This is a genomic window from [Clostridium] innocuum (genome assembly GCA_012317185.1).
Taxonomy (GTDB): domain Bacteria; phylum Bacillota_I; class Bacilli_A; order Erysipelotrichales; family Erysipelotrichaceae; genus Clostridium_AQ; species Clostridium_AQ innocuum.
Window position 1 is genome coordinate 4056099 of the sequence record CP048838.1, and the last position, 21344, is coordinate 4077442.

At 42.3% G+C, this 21344-nt stretch carries 25 protein-coding genes; 8 read left to right on the plus strand and 17 right to left on the minus strand.

The genetic code is table 11. The features are described from left to right. Positions 1 to 25: 25 nt before the first annotated feature. The 3 genes from G4D54_19965 to gap form a co-directional block, all read right to left on the minus strand. Positions 26 to 214, minus strand: a complete 189-nt coding sequence (locus G4D54_19965; GenBank protein ID QJA04542.1) for a hypothetical protein — start codon at positions 212 to 214, stop codon at positions 26 to 28. A gap of 68 nt (positions 215 to 282) precedes the next feature. Beyond that, positions 283 to 1407, minus strand: a complete 1125-nt coding sequence (locus tag G4D54_19970; protein QJA04543.1) for a GGDEF domain-containing protein — start codon at positions 1405 to 1407, stop codon at positions 283 to 285. 246 nt (positions 1408 to 1653) lie between these two features. Beyond that, positions 1654 to 2667 carry a type I glyceraldehyde-3-phosphate dehydrogenase gene (gene gap / locus G4D54_19975; GenBank protein ID QJA04544.1) on the minus strand — a complete coding sequence of 338 codons (1014 nt, stop codon included), beginning with the start codon at positions 2665 to 2667 and terminating at the stop codon, positions 1654 to 1656. 264 nt (positions 2668 to 2931) lie between these two features. Between gap and G4D54_19980 the strand changes: the two genes are divergently transcribed. Both G4D54_19980 and G4D54_19985 read left to right on the plus strand, forming a co-directional pair. After that, positions 2932 to 3501 (plus strand): ATP-dependent Clp protease proteolytic subunit, encoded by a 570-nt coding sequence (locus G4D54_19980; protein ID QJA04545.1) that lies wholly within the window; start codon positions 2932 to 2934, stop codon positions 3499 to 3501. 64 nt (positions 3502 to 3565) lie between these two features. Next, positions 3566 to 4051 carry an acyl-CoA thioesterase gene (locus G4D54_19985; GenBank protein ID QJA04546.1) on the plus strand — a complete coding sequence of 162 codons (486 nt, stop codon included), beginning with the start codon at positions 3566 to 3568 and terminating at the stop codon, positions 4049 to 4051. A gap of 248 nt (positions 4052 to 4299) precedes the next feature. On the opposite strand, the gene G4D54_19990 is transcribed toward G4D54_19985, so the two are convergent. Further along, entirely contained in the window at positions 4300 to 5370 is a 1071-nt protein-coding gene (locus G4D54_19990; GenBank protein ID QJA04547.1) for a site-specific integrase, read from the minus strand. A gap of 246 nt (positions 5371 to 5616) precedes the next feature. On the opposite strand from G4D54_19990, the gene G4D54_19995 reads away from it, so the two are divergent. From G4D54_19995 to G4D54_20005, 3 genes are all read left to right on the plus strand, one after another. Continuing rightward, positions 5617 to 6438 carry a PTS sugar transporter subunit IIC gene (locus tag G4D54_19995; protein ID QJA04548.1) on the plus strand — a complete coding sequence of 274 codons (822 nt, stop codon included), beginning with the start codon at positions 5617 to 5619 and terminating at the stop codon, positions 6436 to 6438. Then, positions 6428 to 7432, plus strand: a complete 1005-nt coding sequence (locus G4D54_20000; GenBank protein ID QJA04549.1) for a PTS system mannose/fructose/sorbose family transporter subunit IID — start codon at positions 6428 to 6430, stop codon at positions 7430 to 7432. Before G4D54_19995 ends, G4D54_20000 begins: the two co-directional genes overlap by 11 nt. A gap of 121 nt (positions 7433 to 7553) precedes the next feature. Next, a complete protein-coding gene (locus tag G4D54_20005) occupies positions 7554 to 8228 on the plus strand; it encodes a hypothetical protein (protein QJA04550.1) in 675 nt (224 codons plus the stop codon). Between the two features lie 196 nt (positions 8229 to 8424). On the opposite strand, the gene G4D54_20010 is transcribed toward G4D54_20005, so the two are convergent. From G4D54_20010 to G4D54_20025, 4 genes are all read right to left on the minus strand, one after another. Further along, positions 8425 to 9096 carry a hypothetical protein gene (locus G4D54_20010; GenBank protein ID QJA04551.1) on the minus strand — a complete coding sequence of 224 codons (672 nt, stop codon included), beginning with the start codon at positions 9094 to 9096 and terminating at the stop codon, positions 8425 to 8427. 187 nt (positions 9097 to 9283) lie between these two features. Then, entirely contained in the window at positions 9284 to 10330 is a 1047-nt protein-coding gene (locus tag G4D54_20015; GenBank protein ID QJA04552.1) for a PTS system mannose/fructose/sorbose family transporter subunit IID, read from the minus strand. Next, a complete protein-coding gene (locus G4D54_20020; GenBank protein ID QJA04553.1) occupies positions 10320 to 11141 on the minus strand; it encodes a PTS sugar transporter subunit IIC in 822 nt (273 codons plus the stop codon). The genes G4D54_20015 and G4D54_20020 overlap by 11 nt, the downstream gene beginning before the upstream one ends. Positions 11142 to 11186: 45 nt before the next feature. Continuing rightward, complete coding sequence (locus G4D54_20025) at positions 11187 to 11663, minus strand: PTS sugar transporter subunit IIB (protein ID QJA04554.1); 477 nt, start codon at positions 11661 to 11663, stop codon at positions 11187 to 11189. A 421-nt stretch (positions 11664 to 12084) separates the two neighbouring features. Between G4D54_20025 and G4D54_20030 the strand changes: the two genes are divergently transcribed. After that, on the plus strand, positions 12085 to 13257 hold the full coding sequence (locus tag G4D54_20030; protein ID QJA04555.1) for an AraC family transcriptional regulator: 1173 nt from the start codon (positions 12085 to 12087) through the stop codon (positions 13255 to 13257). An 81-nt stretch (positions 13258 to 13338) separates the two neighbouring features. Continuing rightward, positions 13339 to 13533: a hypothetical protein gene (locus G4D54_20035; protein ID QJA04556.1), complete on the plus strand. Its 195-nt coding sequence runs from the start codon at positions 13339 to 13341 to the stop codon at positions 13531 to 13533. Between the two features lie 137 nt (positions 13534 to 13670). Here G4D54_20035 and yajC read toward each other — a convergent pair whose 3' ends face one another. From yajC to G4D54_20050, 3 genes are read right to left on the minus strand one after another with little or no spacing between them, the layout of a single operon-like run. Further along, on the minus strand, positions 13671 to 13976 hold the full coding sequence (gene yajC / locus G4D54_20040; protein ID QJA04557.1) for a preprotein translocase subunit YajC: 306 nt from the start codon (positions 13974 to 13976) through the stop codon (positions 13671 to 13673). A gap of 14 nt (positions 13977 to 13990) precedes the next feature. Then, complete coding sequence (locus G4D54_20045; protein QJA04558.1) at positions 13991 to 14419, minus strand: PTS sugar transporter subunit IIA; 429 nt, start codon at positions 14417 to 14419, stop codon at positions 13991 to 13993. A gap of 17 nt (positions 14420 to 14436) precedes the next feature. Further along, positions 14437 to 15615, minus strand: coding sequence for an SIS domain-containing protein (locus G4D54_20050; protein ID QJA04559.1), 1179 nt, complete (start codon positions 15613 to 15615; stop codon positions 14437 to 14439). 187 nt (positions 15616 to 15802) lie between these two features. Between G4D54_20050 and G4D54_20055 the strand changes: the two genes are divergently transcribed. Further along, positions 15803 to 16369, plus strand: a complete 567-nt coding sequence (locus G4D54_20055) for a hypothetical protein (protein QJA04560.1) — start codon at positions 15803 to 15805, stop codon at positions 16367 to 16369. 250 nt (positions 16370 to 16619) lie between these two features. Here G4D54_20055 and G4D54_20060 read toward each other — a convergent pair whose 3' ends face one another. The 6 genes from G4D54_20060 to rapZ all read right to left on the minus strand — a co-directional run bounded on the left by G4D54_20060 (position 16620) and on the right by rapZ (position 21216). Next, positions 16620 to 17534: a GNAT family N-acetyltransferase gene (locus G4D54_20060; protein ID QJA04561.1), complete on the minus strand. Its 915-nt coding sequence runs from the start codon at positions 17532 to 17534 to the stop codon at positions 16620 to 16622. A gap of 3 nt (positions 17535 to 17537) precedes the next feature. Beyond that, on the minus strand, positions 17538 to 17804 hold the full coding sequence (locus tag G4D54_20065) for a hypothetical protein (GenBank protein ID QJA04562.1): 267 nt from the start codon (positions 17802 to 17804) through the stop codon (positions 17538 to 17540). 72 nt (positions 17805 to 17876) lie between these two features. Further along, a complete protein-coding gene (locus G4D54_20070) occupies positions 17877 to 18431 on the minus strand; it encodes a nuclease (GenBank protein ID QJA04563.1) in 555 nt (184 codons plus the stop codon). A 37-nt stretch (positions 18432 to 18468) separates the two neighbouring features. Further along, entirely contained in the window at positions 18469 to 19407 is a 939-nt protein-coding gene (gene whiA, locus G4D54_20075; protein ID QJA04564.1) for a DNA-binding protein WhiA, read from the minus strand. A gap of 2 nt (positions 19408 to 19409) precedes the next feature. Continuing rightward, entirely contained in the window at positions 19410 to 20357 is a 948-nt protein-coding gene (locus G4D54_20080; protein ID QJA04565.1) for a YvcK family protein, read from the minus strand. A gap of 4 nt (positions 20358 to 20361) precedes the next feature. Beyond that, positions 20362 to 21216 (minus strand): RNase adapter RapZ, encoded by an 855-nt coding sequence (gene rapZ, locus G4D54_20085; protein QJA04566.1) that lies wholly within the window; start codon positions 21214 to 21216, stop codon positions 20362 to 20364. Positions 21217 to 21344: the final 128 nt, after the last annotated feature.

The following is a 21344-nucleotide window of genomic DNA, read 5'->3' on the forward strand; positions in this document are numbered from 1 at the left end:
ACAGGGAACTATGCGGATTTCAATACTACCGCTCATTTCCCTCGCTTTTTTCCTTCTCAAGCGCTTTTGATATATTCATGAATTGAGCCATCAGGTCATCACTCAGTCCGGATTTTTTCATTTCATCCACATAGACTGCATCCAAATCATCTAGCTCCTTGAAACCATTTGTATCTCCTTCATCATTGGTATTCAGCTTTGTACGCAATGCCATGATCTTCACCTCACTCAGAACTGTGGTTATAGTTTACACCTTTCCGTCACATTTGAAAAGAGGAGATGCTATATTTTTCTGCTGTTTTTCATTTTATACATCTGCACATCCGCCTCATGGAATACATCCTGCAGCGATGCACACTGTACAGGATCATACAGCGCATACCCAACCGATAGGGAAATCGGTATGTCACAGTCCTTAGGCACGGTTTCCTCATAGGTCAGAATACGTTCACACAAAGACTTCATCTTCTTATCATCCGCATCGGGTACCAAAACAACAAACTCATCACCGCCGAAGCGATATACCGGACAGGTACTGGCACATTTTCCAATCACCGTTGCCGCCTTCCTTATATATTCATCCCCGATCTGATGCCCCTGTTCATCATTGATTTTCTTTAATCCGTTCAAATCCGCAATCAGTATCCCCAGCACCTCATCCTGTTTGTTCTGGATATCGAGTTCAAATGCATTTCGATTTTTCAGACCTGTCAAAAAATCTGTATTCGCCATATCCTTATACATGGGATTGCTGATACGCTTAAACAAACGAACAGCGATGAATACGGCGAGCAGACAGGCAATTGCCGCAATGATCGGTGTACCGATGCGAATTATCTGAAAAGCACGGTACTGATGGGTGGCATCAAATTCAATTCCCAGCACACCCACGACCTCATTGCCCTTATGAATCGGGAAATAAGAGATAAAGATAGGACCCCATTCCGTATTTTTTATCTGATTCGGCAAAATAATTTTATCATGTAAAGCAGCCGTTAGCTCCGGTATGATTTCCTCTTCGATTTTATCTCCGGGATTACGAAAATCAGAGCTGTCATACGGCAGACCATCCACCAGATATACATACTCCCCCTGTATATTTTTTTCTGCAGTATATAGATAACGTACATTCGTGCTGGCTTTTACTTCTTCCAGTTTCTCCTTCATACGTATATAGGCAGGATTATCTCTCGTCAATGCCTCTGTATTTTGAAATGTGGTCTTATCCACATAATCATCCACATACTGATAGATGCTGTGAGAGCGCTCCTTGAGACTGTTGATCATATCCTCATGTGTGATAAAGTAGTTAAAAAAATACACACAGATCAAAGCTGTTGTCACAAGAACAGCTGTCACAATGGATACCTGTACATCTACTCTGCTGATTCGCCGTTTTCTATCCATAGTTCTCTCCCCAAATTTGTTATATCAATTATAGCATGCACATGGAAAGGAAAACAACGAGGAAACAGAAAACATTACAATTATTCTGCCGATATCAGTAGCTTCCATCTCAGAGGCGATATTTGTAATTGTTTCCGTCATTCTTTCACGCCATATCCGGAAGTGCGTTCAGCTTTAACTTCCTTCGCATGAATGCATAAAAAAGACCACCGTAGTGATCTTTTGTTTATACTTTTCGTCTAAGAATTAAGCTAATTCAGAGAAGAATTTGATTGTTCTAACCATCTGGCTAGTGTAAGAGTTTTCGTTGTCATACCAAGATACAACCTGTACCTGAGTATTTCCGTCTTCCATTTCCATAGCCATTGTCTGAGTTGCATCAAACAGTGATCCGTAACGCATACCGATAACATCGCTTGAAACGATTTCGTCAGTAGTGTATCCGAAAGATTCATTTGAAGCAGCCTTCATAGCAGCGTTGATTTCTTCAACAGTTACTTTCCCCTTAACAACAGCAACTAAGATTGTAGTTGATCCTGTAGGAGTAGGTACACGCTGAGCGGAACCGATCAGTTTACCTTTCAGTTCAGGGATAACCAGACCGATAGCCTTAGCAGCACCAGTAGAGTTAGGAACGATGTTTACTGCAGCAGCACGGGAACGACGCAGGTCACCTTTTCTCTGAGGTCCGTCCAGTGTCATCTGATCACCTGTGTAAGCGTGGATTGTTGACATGATACCGCTCTGGATAGGAGCTAAGTCATTCAGTGCTTTCGCCATAGGAGCTAAGCAGTTTGTAGTACAAGAAGCAGCAGAGATTACTGTGTCTTCCGGTTTCAATACATCGTGGTTTGTGTTGAATACAACGGTAGGCAGATCGTTTCCTGCAGGTGCAGAGATAACAACCTTACGAGCACCAGCTTCGATGTGTGCAGAAGCTTTGTCTTTTGAAGTGTAGAATCCTGTACATTCCAGAACAACGTCTACACCTAATTTTCCCCAAGGCAGGTTTTTAGCATCAGCCTCAGCATAAATTGTGATTTCCTTTCCATCAACTGTGATAGAGTTTTCACCAGCAACTACTGTATCAGCTTTAGCGTATGTACCCTGTGTAGAGTCGTATTTTAATAAGTGAGCCAGCATTTTTGGAGAAGTCAGGTCGTTGATTGCAACTACTTCGTAACCTTCAGCCCCAAACATCTGTCTGAATGCAAGACGCCCAATACGTCCAAATCCATTAATAGCAACTTTTACTGTCATCTTCAAAGTCCTCCTTTTAACACTCTTATTATACGTATTTCATAGGTAAATGTCAATTGAGAATCTTTTCACTTGCAGTTTTTTTCAGCCTTCCTTCCGTTTTGGACGGCATCCGGCGAAAATTGCGATTTTCTCCCTTAAAAAGGGCTTTTTTCAGTATAACAAAGCGTCATATTTTGTAAACGATTACATCAATTCACTGCTGACATACGGTATTAAAACGCCTCTTTCGAGCATACTGTGTATAGAGACGGGAGTGATAGTATGGTCTTTGTACCGACAATTATAGAAAGAAACGCAAGCAGTGAACGGGTGTATGATCTGTACTCCTGCCTGCTGAAGGAAAGAATCATCATACTAACGGGAGAGATTGACGATGCCATGTCCAGCTCCATTTGCGCACAGCTACTGTATCTGTCCAGCATCAGCAGCGAGCCGATTCAAATGTATATCAATTCTCCCGGCGGCAGTGTCAGTGCGGGACTGGCTATTTATGATATAATGAAATATATCCGCTGTGATGTCAGTACGATCTGTATGGGAATTTGCGCAAGTATGGCTGCTGTGCTGCTGAGTGCGGGAACACAAGGAAAGCGAAGCGCATTATCAAACAGTGAAATCATGATTCATCAGCCTATGGGCGGTATGCAGGGACAGGCCAAGGATATGGAGATCGCTGCACTGCATATTCAGAAGCTGAAGGAGCGTCTGTACAGCATTCTCAGTGAGAATACCCGGCAAAGCAATGAAACACTACGCCGGGATTGTGATAGAGATTACTATATGGATGCGAAGGAAGCACTCTCCTATGGCTTGATTGATGCCATCATCTAATGCAGAAAATTCTGCCCTTTCCTTATATGTTATGGTAAAATAATCGTATAAAGGAAGTGATACTATGGAACGTAAAGCAAAGAAGGTATGTGAATCTGAAGCAGAGCAGGTTCAGCTTGTCATGGCCAACCATCTGAATGGCAGCGGTCGTCTGTTTGGCGGACAGCTTGCCGAATGGATTGATGTTCTTGCGGGTGTGGTTGCCAGAAGGCACTGCAACAGCAATATTACAACCGCATCCATTGACAGCCTGAATTTCAAGGAAGCAGTACATCTGAATGAGCTGATGGTGCTTCATGGAAAGGTGACCTATGTGGGAAATACCTCAATGGAAATCCGCGTGGACAGCTATGTGGAAAACAGGGACGGTGTCCGCCGACTTGTCAATACAGCATATCTGACAGAGGTCGCTTTGGATGATGAAGACCGCCCGACTACTGTACCGGGGCTGATTTGTGATAGCGAAGAGGAAAAACAGGAGTATCAGGCAGGCATTCGTCGAAGAGAAATCCGCCTGCAGCTGCAAAATATCGCAAAGGGCAAGGATTAGTATCATAAAAATACTGCACTTACAGACCCTTCACATCATGATAGGGAAAGTATAAGACTTATCCAAGCATGTATACCAGCATGCAGGAGATAAGTCTTTTTATTGCCTCATATAAATTCACAGCTGTATTGTCCTTCAAACATATAGAAAACACTGAGTCTTATAACGCCGACTCAGTGTTTTTTTCACACATAGGATTTTCGCGCAAAACCAACTGCTTTCTTTTGGTAGCTAACACGTAGCTATCATCATTTCAGGGTAGATATGGCCCGCCGCAGCTGTGCAACATCCTTATGCGTATAGATTTTTTCTGTCGTGGTATAGGAGCTGTGCCCGATCAGCTTTTTGATGCAGGTACTGTTTGCGCCGTAATTACTCAATCTTGTCGCAAACGTATGACGGCAGTCATGTGGCAGATGCTCCATTTCCAGCATATCCATTATTTTATCAAAATACTGATTGCGGTACATATGATAATTAAATTTTTTACGTGTATCCGCATCACTGATCAAATATTCATGACCCTGCAGATAGTAATCCATCACGTATTTTTGAATTTTTTCATGCACCGGAACGAGTCTGTTTTTACCAGCTTCTGTTTTACTTCCCCCGCGTATGGTCATATTCTGCACATCTACATCTTCTCTGCGAATGTTAAAAAGCTCTCCTACGCGAAAGCCGGTGTAGATCATAATAAGAATCGTATCTACAAACGGAATATTTTCATGGTCAAACAGCTTTTCAATTTCCCATTCAGTAAATGGCTTGTGAATTTCGGGGTGATCCTCTTTCCTATTGATAATCACGTATTTTGCGTAGTTTTTCTGAATAATATCGTTTTGCACAGCATATTCACATACCAGCATCATCAAAGAGCGCAGCTTGAGATCACTGGACAGCGACAATGTACTTTCATCCATGATTCGCTGGAAATGCATTGCCCTGAGATCACTCATGCGGACATTCCATATACTGGAACAGCGTGCATAGGCTGCCTTATAACCATTTATCGCCGTTTGTGATATATTCCGATATTTGGTGGATGACCATTCCATATAAACATTTTCAAACGTTATGGTACCCAGCTTTTCAATTTCCGCATACAAAGCAGGATTTTTATTATAATTCCATAACGAAAACTCCGCCATTTCCTCTGTCTCATAATATCCGATGATTTTACGCTTCTGATGCCGCATGCCATCCTTTCGTTTATAGGATACGGTCACACATGCTACCCATGGCTTTCTTCTATTTCCCTGCAGCTTGTATACACTGCCCATCCCGTTTGCCTTTTTTATACCTACTGATTTCCCTTTCATCCTTACACCTTCCAACTGCCTGTCCTCATATAAACCATACAATGTCAAGGATGGAATTGCAATCATGAAATGATTGGTTGCGAACACGTAGCTAACATACGGTATTCTGCTATTAATCGCATACCTCCTTTTTATATAGCGCTTATTCTTACCAATATGCCGTATTCCGTGAATTATTCAAATAATAATTTATCGAAAAATTAAAAAAATCTTATCTTAAATCATTGATTTGAAAGGAGAAACAACATGGATGTAAATATCATTCAAGCTTTACTGGTATTCATAGTGGCGTTCATTATGGGTATTGACCAGTTCAGTTTCTTAGAATCCCTGTATCAGCCTATTGTACTGGGACCAATTATTGGTGCTATCTTAGGTAACTTTGAATTAGGTATCGTTGTCGGTGGTGCTTATCAGCTTGTACAGATTGGTAGTATGCCAATCGGTGGAGCACAGCCGCCTAACGCAATTATGGGTACAATCATGACAGCTGTGTTCGCAGTTTCCATGAATCTTGAACCGACTGCAGAAGGTGTAGGTCTGGCTGTAGGTCTGGCTATTCCATTCGCAGTATTCGGGCAGTATGCAGTAACATTAACATTTACTATTATGTCAGGTTTAATGGCAAAAGCTGATAAAGCTGCTGAAGAGGCAGACGGAAAAGCAATCGCCATGATTAACTTTACAGAAATGGCTATCCTGGGTATCCTGTTTGGTATCCTGGCTGTAGCTGGTGTTTATGGTGGATCAAAACTTGGTGTAACACTGAAAGACCTGTCCTTCCAGTTCTCTTGGGTAATGGCTGGATTAGACGCTGCCGGTGGAGCTATGAAGTTTGTCGGATTCGCTATCCTGATGAAGGTTATGATGTCCGGCGAAATGTGGGGATTCCTGTTCGCAGGTTTCGTTATGGCTAACATCTGTATGGGTATCGAATCTGTTAGCAGCGCAACACTGTTGCTGTGTGCATTCGTAGGTCTGGCTATTGCATTATATGACTACCAGATCAACACAAAAATCAAAAACAGTGCAGGTTCAAATGTAGGAGGTGTTTCTGATGGCATATAATATTCCTGAAAGATATAGCGATTTAACTCCGGCAGCTAAGCTGGATAAGAAAACACTGAATAAAATGGTATGGATGTCATGCTTCCTGCAGGCTTCTTTCAACTATGAAAGAATGCAGGCCTGCGGATGGCTGTGGGGAATTCTCCCAGGTCTAAAAAAGATTCATACAAACAAAGAGGATTTAAAGGCTTCCATGGCTCACAACCTGGACTTCCTGAATACGCACCCGTTCCTGGTAACCTTCGTTATGGGTATCGTATTATCTCTGGAACAGAACAAGGCTGAAACAGCTACAATTCGTTCCGTACGTATTTCCGCTGCCGGCCCTCTGGGTGGTATCGGTGATGCGCTGTTCTGGTTAACATTGGTTCCGATTACAGCTGGTATCACAGCTAACATGGCGTTGAATGATAAGAGCATCATCGGTGCGATTCTGTTCCTGGTGATTTTCAACGCAGTACAGTTTGCAGTACGTTATTTCCTGATGCACTGGTCCTACAACCTTGGTACAAAGGCTGTAACTATGCTGACAAGCAACGCTAAGGAATTCACTCGTGCTGCTAGTATTCTTGGTATCTTTACAGTAGGTGCATTGATTGCCAACTATGGTTCAACTTCACTTCGTATCGCTATTGCAGATCCTGCTATCAATGTTCAGAATCTGTTGAACGGTATCCTGCCGAAGCTGTTACCGCTGGTTATCACAATCGGTCTGTTCTTCTTAATCAAAAAGGGTTGGACACCGATCAAATGTATCCTTCTGATTCTGGTGGCTGGTATTGTGGGATGCGCATTTGGAATCTTTGCCGGTGACTCTAAGGCAATTGATGAAAACGGTGCTTCTATCAATGGTGGATATAATCCACTTGTTTCCTGGTATGACTATCCTGAACCTGCAGCTGCAGAGAAAACAGGGCAGCAGGCATATGATGCAATTCAGGGCGTTGTTGATCAGTTGAATAAAGCTGGTGTCAGCGTAACAATGCCTGAATAAGGTTTACGATTATCTAAAACTCTCTCATCCTACTTAAGATACATGAATGTGTATCGAAAGAAAAAGATCATAGCACTTCGGTCTATGGTCTTTTTCTAAATCAAATAAACGAGGTGATTTAATGGACGGTATGGCAATTGTTATAGCAGTAGGTTTTATCGTATGCTTTCTGGCATATCAAATGATAAAAAATCATGTATTATCCAAAGTCAGTAAGGCAATGCAAAATCAGAATTATGATCTGGTCCTGCAACTTTCAGAAAAGTCATTCTATAAACGCTTTATGGGAAGCTTTGTCTGTGATCTTTATATTTTGCGTGCACTACTAAATAAAGGAGATGATACCGGTTTTAAAAAATATCTTTTGGAAACACTGGAGAAGCCGTATACTCTGGAAAAGCGTAAGGAAGTATTGGATATTTATTTTTATCATTTTTTATTCCATGAAGATAAGGAATGGGCGTTCAGGCTATTGGAGAAAATCAGGGAAACAAATGATACACAGTATATAACATACAATGAAGAAGCATATTCTGTTATGATAGAGCATTCTACGGATCTGCTGGATTCCATGATAGAAGGAATAGAAAATAAGAAGTATTCGGGTCTAGGACTGGGAATTGCTGTCTTCATGGTAGGAATGCAGTACCAGCTTCTTCAGGATAAGGATAATGCAAGAACATATTTCTATAACAGTTTGAGCTGCTTTAACAAAAAATCCTTTTACTATGCAAAAGCAAAGGCATATGTGGACCAGTTGACGAAAGAACTTGGTGCTGATGATTTAGATTATTGATACTTTTACTTCCAGCAGCGTCAAAAATTGGTTTTTTCATGGATCCTGCTGCATAATCTGTAGCAGAAACCTCAGAATAGAAAAAGGAAGTACGCTTTATAAATTAAAAGAAGAAATCTGTAAAGCTTTATCATGCTTTTTCACCTCAGATTTCCTCTTTTTCTTTACTATAGTGATTAACAAATCATTGTATATTTCAATAATCTAAATCCACTTCATCCATATCCTCTGTCAGTTTATCCACCCAGGCCTGTGCATGTGCAGCATAAATTGATTTTGCGTGAAAACAGCTTAGACTATTGTAAAAGAAAATACGTGCATTTTTTATATCTTCTAAATAATAGTATTGCAATGCTGCCAGATATAAAGTAATACCTAAGGCAAGTCCATGATATTTTTTATCATCGATGCCCTGAATCATGTCCTCAAGTAGGTCTGTATGCTTTAGAATCATTACCTTATAGGCATTTGTATTGTATTCAATATAGGCAGCATCATTGGTCTCTTTAATTCGATCGAGCAGCTTTTCAGCATAGTCTGCATCCTCTTTAAATAAGAACTGATAATAGTAAATATCCAGAATATCCTTTCTTTTCTCCAGCGTATAAGGCTTATCCAGTACGAGGTCTAAATATTCCTTTAATTCCTCTATCTGCCCTGTCTTGAAGAGAACGCGCAGCATATATAAATCACATACATAAGGGGATAGGATTCGCTGGTTCAAGGACTTATCGGTAAGTTTGCGGATTGCCTCCTTATCGTTCGCTGCCAAAGCCCTGTTCAAGCTGTTCAGCAGTCTGTTTTTCGTAATCTGGTAGGCCAGGATAAGTATACCACCGATAATAATGACTAATAAAATAGGGTTCATAAAATACCTCATTCCTTCATTGAAAACGGTACAAGCATATATATCATACTTGTAATGCGCTACAGATGCTGTAAGTAAGCGTGCAATATTCAGAAAAAAGGTTTCCGAAGAAACCTTTTCCACGTATGAACTGTACGTTAAAGTAGAGAGAGCTTTTTACTATTTATCTATAACAGCAATACTGCTATTATTTCTGTTCGTAACCAGAACCGCCGTAGCCTAAGTCACCAATAGCGTCTGCAGTAGCATCAATCTTGATACCCAGATCCTGCAGCTGCTTAATGATTTCCTGAGTTGCGTGTTTCTGCTCTTTAGCAGAAGGTTCTTTTTCACCGCCATCGTAAGTGTACCATTCAACCAGCGGGTTGTATCCACCTGCGATTGTGTTTCCATCGTTATCCATAGCTTTGGAATCACCAGCCCAGATACCAAATGCACATCCAACGATACCTGTAACCAGGATCAGAAGGATACATTTAACAGGTGTCCAGCCTTTTTTAATCAGCGTATAGATACCAAGTGTAATCAGTAATGGAATCAGCTTTGGCAGAATGCCATCGATCAGACTCTGAATGTTGATTGTAGGAGAACCAACAGTAATACGCAGAGAAGTAGCACCGTAGTTAGCAATCAGACCACCAACAACGAAGATACCAAGAATAGAAGCGGCACGGGTGAATTCCTTAGCATTGCTTGTAAGCATAGTTACAGCCTTTGTACCAAGGTTGTAGGACCAGTGCATCAGCCACCAACGAACGACAAACTGTACAGCATTGAAGATAATCAGGAACAATACAGCCCCCAGAATATTACCTTCCATTGCGATATTTGCAGTCAGACCTGCAGTGATTGGAACTAATGTTAACCAGAACAGCGCATCACCGATACCACCCAGAGGGCCGGCAGCGGAAATACGTACAGAACGAATGGTCTGTGTTTCCGTTTTGTTCTGTTCCAGAGATAATACGATACCCATAACAAAGGTTACCAGGAACGGGTGCGTATTCAGGAAGTCCAGGTTGTGAGCCATGGAAGCCTTCAGGTCATCCTTGTTTGTATGAATTTTCTGAAGACCCGGGAGAATACCCCACAGCCATCCACAGGCCTGCATTCTTTCATAGTTGAAAGAAGCCTGCAGGAAGCATGACATCCATACCATTTTGTTTAATGTCTTTTTATCCAGCTGAGGTGCCGGAGTTAAGTCACTATATCTTTCAGGAATATTATATGCCATCAGAAACACCTCCTACATTTGAACCTGCATTATTTTTGATTTTCATGTTAACCTGGTAATCGTACAGTGCGATTGCGATACCAACGAAAGCACACAGAAGCAGAGTTGCTCCGGAGATTGCGGAAATATTGCTGCAGATAACAGACATAGCGAAGCCTGCAAGCAGGAATCCCCACATTTCGCCGGACATCATAACCTTCATCAGGATAGCGAATCCGACAAATTTCATAGCACCACCAGCAGCGTCTAATCCAGCCATTACCCAAGAGAACTGGAAGGACAGATCCTTTAATGTGATACCTAATTTAGAACCACCGTATAAACCGGCTACAGCCAGTGCACCGAACAGGCAGCCCAAGATACCCATTTCGATGAAGTTGATGTTACGGATTCCCTTTACATCAGCGTTTTCAGCACAAGCATCAGCTTTCGCCATCATACCGGACATAATAGTGAATGTTAATGTAACTGCGTACTGTCCGAATACTGCGAATGGAATTGCAAGACCCATAGCAGCTCCGACACCTTCTGCAGTTGCCTCCATGTTCATAGAAACTGCGAATACAGTCGCCATGATACCACCCAGAATTGCGTTAGGCGGCTGCGCTCCACCGATTGGCATACTACCAATCTGAATCAGCTGATAAGCACCACCAACTACGACACCAAGCTGGAAGTTTCCAAGTATTGCGCCGATAATCGGACACAATACGATTGGCTGATACAATGATTCCAAGAAACTAAACTGGTCAATACCCATAATGAAGGCAACAACGAATACCAGTAAAGCCTGAATAATATTTACATCCATGTTGTTTCTCCTTTCAGATTATTAAAGATAATTGTAAGCAAATTGTTATTTGAATAATTTATCAAGATTTTCTACAGGTGTATCTGGAACACGTTTAATTTCCAGCTCTACGCCCAAGTCCTGTAGTTTCTTGAAAGTTGCAACATCGTCATCATCTACAGCAACGCTGGTGGCAACCTGACGCTTGCCGTCTGCCATATGCATGTTTCCGATATTGACTTTCTTAATCGGTACTCCACCTTCTACTAATCTTAGTACATCCTGTGGAGTTTCACAGATAATTGCAATGTGCTGTGCTGGACTTGCTTTTCCGATAATGTCAATTGTCTTCTGAATTGAGAAGAAACGTGTCTGCGCATAAGCCGGTGCAGCCATGTTCATCAATCCCTGACGGAATTCATCTGTAGACACTGCATCATTGGCTACTAACAGAAGGTTAGCTCCTACAACTCCACACCACTGTGTTGCAACCTGTCCGTGAATCAAACGGTTATCAATTCTTGTTAATACGATATCTGGCATTTTGCTCTCTCCCTTCTACCATTAGACATGAACTAATTTACCGAACCTTGATGAGGTGGATTCGATAAGTAAACCCTTTCAGTTCACTTAGATTCTATGTCAAAAAACAGCATAATTCTTTACACTTTTTATCAGCGATTTTGCACTTTTTAGTAATTTTCCGGAGATTTTGCAGGTAAATAATGCAAACTATCAGAAATATACATACCAGCATCAAAATTTTACATATTCCCATGATTTTTGTTAATTGTGTGATAAATAAATTAAATTTGTCTTTTTTTATTACCATTTCCATTTTATGAAAACACTTACATAAAAATATAGAGTTTTCAGTGATTTCATTGCTGCTTGATTTTCTTCCTTTTTCCTTTTATATCAAATCTGAATTTGATATACTAATAGTAATGAGAGGGTGATTGCTTTGTTTAATAAAACAACAAGTTTTATTTTCAATAAATACGGTGAAATCGTCAATGAACTCACAAAGCACCAGACACCGAAGCTCAGTCGCACAATTGTAAAGCTGAAGGACAAGAGCTTTGATAATTTCATGTTCTATACCAGTGACATCTATGTTCGCGTACAGAGCGGGATCGTTATGCTGGTCGTCACAAAGGACGATACGGCCAGAAGCTATGAGCGTTTTGTTGTACATCGCCATATCAAAATACGAAAGGGTGTTAAATTCAATTTTCTATGCATATCCTCCAGTGCAAAGCTGGAGGTGGAAATGGATTTCAAGGCAAAGAAGAGGCAGATGTCTACCTATGATCATAATCCAATCGTCTATGAGCCAATCGTACCAACCTTTGAAATAAAAGAAATTCTAGCCTATTATTATCAGGTCCGCAATGCCAGCTATACCTTTCCGGGTGAGAAGCACAATTACTGGGAGCTGACCTTCATTGACAATGGTGAGCTGGAAACAACTGTGGATGGAGAAACATATCAGCTGGATGAGTTGGATCTTATTTTATATGCACCCGGACAGTACCATACTCAGAAAACCGGTCATGCGAAATCATGTTCCTATTTAACTATCATGTTTGATATGGAAATACCTGATTCCTATCTTGTCACAAATCGTGTCTACAATGCCCACCGTGATATTCACAACGCCTTAAACAATTTTATTAAGGTCTCCGGAAATGATATGCTTTATGACAGTGAATTGATGCTTTGTTACATGAAGGAGCTGCTTATCAAAATTCTGCAATATGACTTCCTCACAAGCTCCCCTGTCGCATCAACACCGATGCAGCAGCGTTTTGAGAATGAGCTGTTAAATGAAATCGTAATTTTTATCAACGACAGCATCTATGAACAGATTACCATTGAAGAAATCTGTCTGAAATTCTCAATATCACGCTCCAGCCTGCAGACGCTCTTTAAAAATAACCTCGGAGTTGCGCCGAAACAGTATATCAGCGATCTGAAGCTTAACAAAAGCAAGCTGCTCATTAAAGAGAGTGTCTACACAATCAGCGAAATCGCCAGTATGATGGGATTTACCTCCATTCACTATTTTTCAAGGAAATTCAAGCAACAATTCGGTATCACTCCGACAGACTATGCAAAGACGATTTATAATTAGCAGCATCTGTAAAGCGTATGGTTATCACAACACACAGATATGTTCACAGATTCCTATTTGAAATATGGAATGAGTTAGTTTATGAAGGAAGAATCAACCCATATTCAAACAATGATTCATAAAAGGCAGCTGAAAACCAGACGATTTCTTGTATTGTCTGGTTTTTATGTCCTCATGTATATGAATTCAGATGAAAAAGCGAATTATTCTTCTGAGAGAACAGGAAAATGTATTTTATATACGGAAAAGTTTATGTCAGCGGTAGCAGAAGAATAGAAGCAATCATGAGATTCTGCAACAGCTCTGTGGTAATCACAAAGGGATATTCTTTCACATAGGAAAGACTTCTGAAACTTTAGTGTCGAATTCATAGAAAAAGCACACAATTCCAGCGTGGTTTTGTGTGCTTTTCATTATTTTGTTTTCGAAGAGTTTTTTTTCTCCAGCACCTGGTTGACCGCAAGTCTGGAAATTGTAATTTCAATTCCTTTTGCCACTTCAACATCGAGGTACTCTTCCTTTGCACGGATAATCTTTCCCCTGATACCGCCTGCGAACAGGATATCCTTCCCCGGCTTCATACGATTGAGCTGATCCTTCAGTTCTTCTCTTTTCTTTTTCATCATACGTGCGCTCACGATATAATAGATGAGCAGAAAGCAGATGAGCAGAAAACCAAGGGTGATGCAGCACCAGAGTATGGTATGCCAATCAATCATGCATCAGCTTCCTCTTAGATTCCGTCTGTTGGCTCTTCCTGCTGAACAGGCTTAAATTCATAACGAACAACCTGATCTTTTCCAGTGTTCATTGCCATTTCAGTCAGCATACCCAGTTCTTCTACAAACTGGCGTCCCATATTGACTTCAATCAGCATCGGCAGGTTTGTACCGGCAACAACTTCAACATTGCCTCTCGGGTATCCTACCATAACTGCAGTTTTGAATGGAGACCCTCCACCAAGGTCAGACAGAACCAGAACGCCTTCGCAGTCCTTCAGCTCGTCCAGTGCTTTTGTTAATTCGCGTTCCAGGTCATCTACAGAATAGCTTTCCAGGAAGTCTACTGCTACATAATTCTTTGGTTCTCCGGCAATCAGCTTCAATGAGCTGGTCAATCCGGATGCAAAATTACCGTGTCCGGTTACGATTAGTCCGATCATCTTTATATCCTCCGTTCCTATCTCTTTGTGTAAGGGTGCAGAATTACGCCCTTTACAACACGGTTAACCTCTCCTGTAGGACATGGGTTATCCGGAGTTATATCATATGATAAAGATTTGAATAATGCAAGTACCTGTGCAGCAACGATGTAATCAAATCCAAGGAATGCGTTTTCATGCTCATTGTCCAGATCGAATGAGAATGCATAGTCAACCAGACCTGCAACCTCTTCATCTCTCTTATTCATGATTGCCATCAGCTTGTTTCCTTTACGCTGTGGGCTCATTTCCTTAATCAGATCCACTTCATACTGACGGGTATATGGATCGTCACTCAGATAAACGATGGTCAGGGTGTCATCATTGATGATGGATTTCGGTCCATGACGGAATCCCATTGGAGAATCATACATTGTCGCAACGCGTCCGGCAGTCAGCTCCAGAATCTTCAGCTGAGATTCCTGTGCGATTCCCTTCAGGCAGTTTGCGCCAAGATAAACGATACGGTTGAAGTCATATGCGCCTACAGCATCCTTGAAGAATTCCCAGTTGTTGGCAAGCATTCTTTCTGCAGCCTTTATAACGTCCTCCAGCTCTGCTTTCACTTCATCCAGATTATCCAGACTGAAGCACAGCAGGGTAGCCAGCATCATATTAGAGAAGCTGGAAGTCATAGCGAAGCTTTGATCGTGTGTTTCAGGAGTCAGATTGATTGCATATGCATTCTCTCTTTTTTCCGCTGCCTTTGAAAGAGCACCCTCATGATTGCAGGTAATAAACAGATGATACAGATTCTTACCGCATACTTCATCCGCTACATCTACTGCACCTACAGATTCCGGTGAGTTTCCGCTGCGTCCGTAAGAAATCAGCAGGGTTGGTTTTGTCTGTGACAGATAGTTTTCCGGAGCTGCCACGATATCTGTAGTGGCATATGATTTTGTTTTATAGTTTGTTCTCTTGCTCACATATGTGAAGATGGCGTTTCCAACGAATTCACTGGTACCTGCGCCTGTCAGAATGATATCATAGTCATCGTGTTTCGTTACGTTTTCGATAAATGCCTTGATTTCTTCCTTGTGTTCCTCTACCTGCTTGATTGTTTTTTTCCAGGTGTTCGGCTGCTGGTTAATTTCTGTTGCCGTGTAAATTCCTTTTAAACTTTCCCATTCTTTTGTGTCTTTTCCAAAGATCATGTTCCTTCACTCCTTTTCCGGATTTGAAATCCTTTTCATTACGAATTCATTATAGCTCAGCGTTTATAAAAAAACAACGAGGTGCGCAAAATGTTGTTAATTTGTACAAAATTATTGCTAATTTATATTCTTGTTTTGCTAGACGAAAAAAGCGTTTCCATATATAATGTAAACTAGAGGTGATAACATGGCTAATAAAGCTGTAAATAAGAAGAAAAAAGGCATGAACGGTGAAGAGCTTGCCGGCATGCATATCTATAAGGATGATCACAACCGCTATGTGTATTATAATGTTTTCGATCATGTTGGTTACATTCTGAACGATATTCCAAAATACAAAACCTACAGCTCCCGTTTCATTGTAGGTCTGATTGGCGGTATTCTGGCATACTCCTTTGATTTGGGTGCTCTGCTTTCCATTATCATCGGTGTTGTCGCCTATGCACTGATGGAGGTAAAATTTCGTTTGTTTCTGAAAAAGCAGACGCAGATACCGAATTTCAAGCCGAAGGAGCGCCCGCCAAGACTGTTGACTGCCGCAAGTGAAGAAACAAAGAAAATTTATATGAAAATAGCCGCTTATCTGCTGTTTGGCATTCTGATCATTCTGCTTCCGTTCTCGGAGGGTGGCTATGATGATCTGATGAAAGCCATGTGTATTGCATTGGGCATTCTTGCAATCGGTGTTTCACTGTTTCAGGTTCGCGCTCTGTTTTATAAAAAAGCCAATCCTTCTTTGACAGATAAGAAATAAGTAATGAACGGATATCCGCTATATGGATATCTTTTTTTATCCCTTTCTGTCTTCCTTTATCAAAGGATGTATGGATTTTCATATGAGCCAGCCAGCACTTCCTCCTATGAGTGCCTGTGTCTGTTTTCAGAATGCACCTTAGGATTTCCATTACCTTCGCAGATGATCTCCAACCGGATGACTATGCTTCCCTTTGCTGGAAAGGCCTGTGTTTCAGGTAAACAAAAAAAGATATGCCGGATGCATATCCTTAATAATATTCATGAATCCAGAGCGGCCGCAGTGCAGAAGCAAAGGCCTCGGCAGCGGATTTCACCTCCAGATTGTAAAGCTTGTTGAAAAGCTCCGGATTATTGATTCTGGCCATGATGAATGGCTGTTTTTTTGGAATCAGCAGCGGAAATATTTTTTCCAGCTTCTCACTCTGGGATACCTCTACAAGTATCTCCTGTTCCCTGCCGATTGCCGCCTTCAACAGACGCATCAATACGACAGATTCCAGATAGATTGCTTCTTCCACATGAATCTCCTGCTTTTTCTTATGGAAAATCAGATAGCCGCAAACCTCCCCCTGCCGGTTCCGATATACCACCATCTGCTTCTGTGTAACCACAATTTCGTTTTGCAGAAGTACATAATATTCCTGATCACGCACATAGCAGCCGTCAAAGTGCTTTGTAAAATTCTGATAGGCCTGTAACAGCTCCTGCGGCTCAGCCGCATAGGATATGTTTGTCAGCGAAACCTTGTGCAGACATTCTCTGGGAACCGTATACAGCTTTCTCTCATACACGGTCTCAAATCCGAACTGCTCATACAGCTTTGGATAAAAGCCGCGAATCAGTGTTACCAGATGATTGTGTCCCGCCTCATCAAGCGCCGATTCCATCAGTCTGCGCATATGTCCTCTTCTGCGATAATCAGGCAGCGTGGACACACCGAGTATGTAGCTGATTTTCAGCTGCTTGTCGCGTAAACGAAGGATATGCTCATTGAGCTGCAGACTGGAAATAATGCGCTGATCCTGTTCCAGAGCAATACAGCGTCCCTTGTCGAATATATTTTTAAAATAAAAATTCAGATAATTTCGGTTTTGATTTGGATACGACTGCTTCCATAATTCATATATTTCTGCCTTGTCCTGCTTCCCTGCATCTCTCAGCATACGTTACTCATCATCCCGTTCTGTGAATTCCACATCAATGACATCATCGGAATCCAGATTGGAATTGTTGCCGGTTGTATACTCTTCCTGCTGCTGGTTCCATTCATTTTCATATTCCTCCATATGCCTGCGTACCTTTCGCTTGGCATACCAGATAAGTATGGAAAATGCAATCACAATAATTGCTACGATCGGCAATATCACCGGCAGCAGTGTTATCACAATATAAATGACCAGGCAGATAAAGAGTAGATAAATGATAACATCCATGTACGATTTCCTCGCTTTCTTCTCTCATTATAATATAAAACCGCACATCTGTGAATGTAAAAGCGTAAAAACTTAACCTGCCTCGGCATCTGTCTGTTCTTTTTCCACAGTCCGCTGCTTCTTTTTGCGTCTGTGCAGCATATACAGCAGCATGAGCAGCCAGAGCAGTAAAGCAGCACCGAAATACAGCGGGCCGACAAGTGCAGGACGGCTTTTGGTTTTCACTTCGGCAGGCTTAGCCATCGTCTGTGTGGCATCATAGGCACTTTCCAGACGTTTTTCATACGTATATTCCGGATTGCGGATCATCGGATAGGCGTGCCCCTGCTTCATCAGCTCCTCCTGTACCAGCTTATCATCAGCGAACAGATACACGGGAACCGGCTCTTCGATCTTGCTGGAAGGATCAATTTCAAAACGGATGGATGTTGCATCCTCCAGCAGCTCACAGGTCTTTTGCCAGCCCTCCTCCTTTGTTATTTTCGTATTGAACAGCGAAACTCTGAATTCACTGTCCTGACTTTTCAAAACAATCTGATCCTTGCTGCAGCTGACCAGCTTTGCAGAATAGCTTGTCGCATGCAGGAAAGGAAAAAGTGCAAACATAATAAACAGTCTTAATTTCATAAGATCACCCTTTATAGTCTGCACTTTCTATTCGATTTTATTCCTTGCGATACTGATCTGCCAGTTCCCGCAGCTTTGCAAGGCGATGCTTCATACCGGATTTGGATATCGTTTCATTGAATTCCTCTGCACAGTATTCACACAGCTCGTTCAGGCTGGCTTCCGGCAGCTGTTTTCTGGCATATGCGACATGCTGAAGCTTTTCCGGAAGGCTGTCCAGGGTGCGATAGGTCTCAATCCACTGAATATCCTCCAGCTGTTTTTTGCCGGCGGTTATGCTTTTCATTTCATTTGCCAGCTCACAGTTGTCCAACCGTGTTAAGGAATTCATGAAATCCCGTTGGATACGGCTGTCCTCAAAGGTGAATACCGCATCACTTGCTCCCACACAGCGCAGAAAGTCACTGATTTTATCACTGGCCTTCAGGTAGACAACCTCCTGATTCCGACGCCGGATCTGCTTGGCAGGAAGATCAAAGCGCTGCATCAGCTTCCATATGAATTTGGCCAAATCCACATTCTGGGTACTGATTTCCAGATGGTAGTTGGATTTGCTTGGAGAATTCACAGACCCTCCGGCCAGAAACGCACCCGCCAGATATGCTCTGGCACAGCATTCCTTGCGTACCATCTTGCTGGAGGGATGGTTCTGCAGTCCGCGCTCTGTCATAATTTCCAGATCACGAAGTATTTCCATCGCCTTGTTTTTCACGCGGATTACATAGATGTTGTTTTTCTTCAGCTTCATCTTCTTTATGACAGACAGCTGTGTATCCACCTGATACAGCTCTTTTAAAAAGCGAAACACACGCTTGGCGGTATTGGCATTTTCCGTCTTTACCGTCAGATGCATACCCTCCGATGTAAAATTCATCGTAGAGCACATCTGCAAGACAGCAGTCAGCTCCGCCTTCATGCAGCAGGGATGCAGCTCATTTGCCGCAATCTGCGATTTTACTTCCGTTGTAAACGACATTTCTATTCATCCTTACTGTTTATAATCTCTCCGAGAACATCCCGGATTTTATTTGAATCATGGCGGATCAGATCATCATCGAAATTCAATACATCCCGATATAGAATTTGATAGGAATGCTCCTCCTGTGCAACCCGTACAGGTTCACTTCCCATATCCTTATATTTTTCAAGAATATGCGGTTCTGCACGATTGTTGTGGGTGATTACGATATCCACTGCTTCCGGAAAGGAGTGCTTCTGTATCGCCGCTACGTGCTGCTCCAGCGTGAAATCATCGGTTTCTCCAGGCTGTGTCATGGCATTGCAGAAGTAAATCTTTTTTACCGGATTGCTGCGCAGCTGCTCAACCACACCGTCCACGATCAGATTGGGCATTATGCTGGTATACAGACTTCCGATACCGTATACGATAACATCCGCCTCATGAATTGCCTGCAGGGCTTCTCTGGTTGGCTCCACACGCTGCTGATAGAACACCTTTTCAATGCGGTTGTTGAAATTCGGAATATTGCTTTCCCCACGTACAATCGTTCCATCCTCCATTACGGCATACAGGGTGATGACCTGCAGCGAGCTTGGGATGATTTGACCCTTCACGTTGAGAAACTTTGAGAATGTACGGATAGCTTCCATAAAGCTTCCGGTTGTTTTTGTCATGGCGGTCAGGATCAGGTTTCCCAGGTTGTGTCCGCCGACATCATCACATTCCCCGTCAAAGCGATAGTTCATAAGAGACGTAAAGATACTCTCCTCCTCCGCCATGGCGCACATGACATTGCGTACATCTCCCATGGCAGGGATATGAAACTGACGTCGGATCCGCCCGGTGCTTCCCCCGTCATCTGCTACGGTGACAATGGCCGTCAGATTGATATTCTCAATCTGCTTCATACCACGCAGCATAACAGATAAACCAGTCCCTCCGCCGATTACGACTACATTTTTCATTCGGTCAGCCTACTTTCTTATCTCTGTGTGATTTATAGCAATGATACTGGTCCCTATAGTGGGAATACAGCCAGTTGGTGACAGACACGCTTCGGTGGTGCCCTCCGGTACAGCCGATTCCCACGGTTAAATGATTTTTCTTTTCATTTTTATACTGGATAAACACATAGTCCAGAAAGCTTTTCAGATGACGGATAAATTCCTTCGTCTGATCAAAGCTCATGACATAATCATAGACCGGAGCATCATCGCCAGTCTGTTCACGCAGCTCCTCTATATAATATGGATTTGGAAGAAATCTGACATCAAAAACAAGGTCTACATCCATCGGTACGCCATGCTTAAAGCCGAAGGATACGAAGGAAATCGAGAAGACCGGCTTGCTGTTGAGTGAGAGCTTCTCCATCAGCACACTTTTCAAGCCGTGCTGATCCATCATGGTCGTGTCGATGTGAAGGATCGCACGTTCATTCAGCGCGTTGAACATATCACGTTCCACCTCGATAGCCTCCTCCAGCGTATTCGCCTTGGAAAACATCATCATCGGGTGATGGCGTCTTGTGAATTTATAGCGCAGCAGCAGCTTTTCATTGGATGCGTCCAGAAAAACCACGCGTACATTTACATCTATATTCTCAAAATACTGCAGGAACTTCGGATAATCGATCGCCGTCGTTGCCAGAGCGATATTGCTGTAGCGCGGATCCGGCTTGGCGTTGATAATTTTTCCCAGAGATTCCAGCAGCTGCACGGGGAAATTATCAATGCAGTGATATCCCATATCCTCCAGAATACCCATGGCCGTCGTTTTACCGGCTCCGGACATTCCTGTTATCAATACTACGTTCTGTTCGTTCATTGCTACCACCTCATATCATAAGTTTACCACAGCATACAGGTGTGCGCCAGTTTTTAAGCAAAAATATAAGAATGTGAACCTTCCTGTCTGCACTTATGAGAAAAGCAGATACGTAAATGTATCGGCTT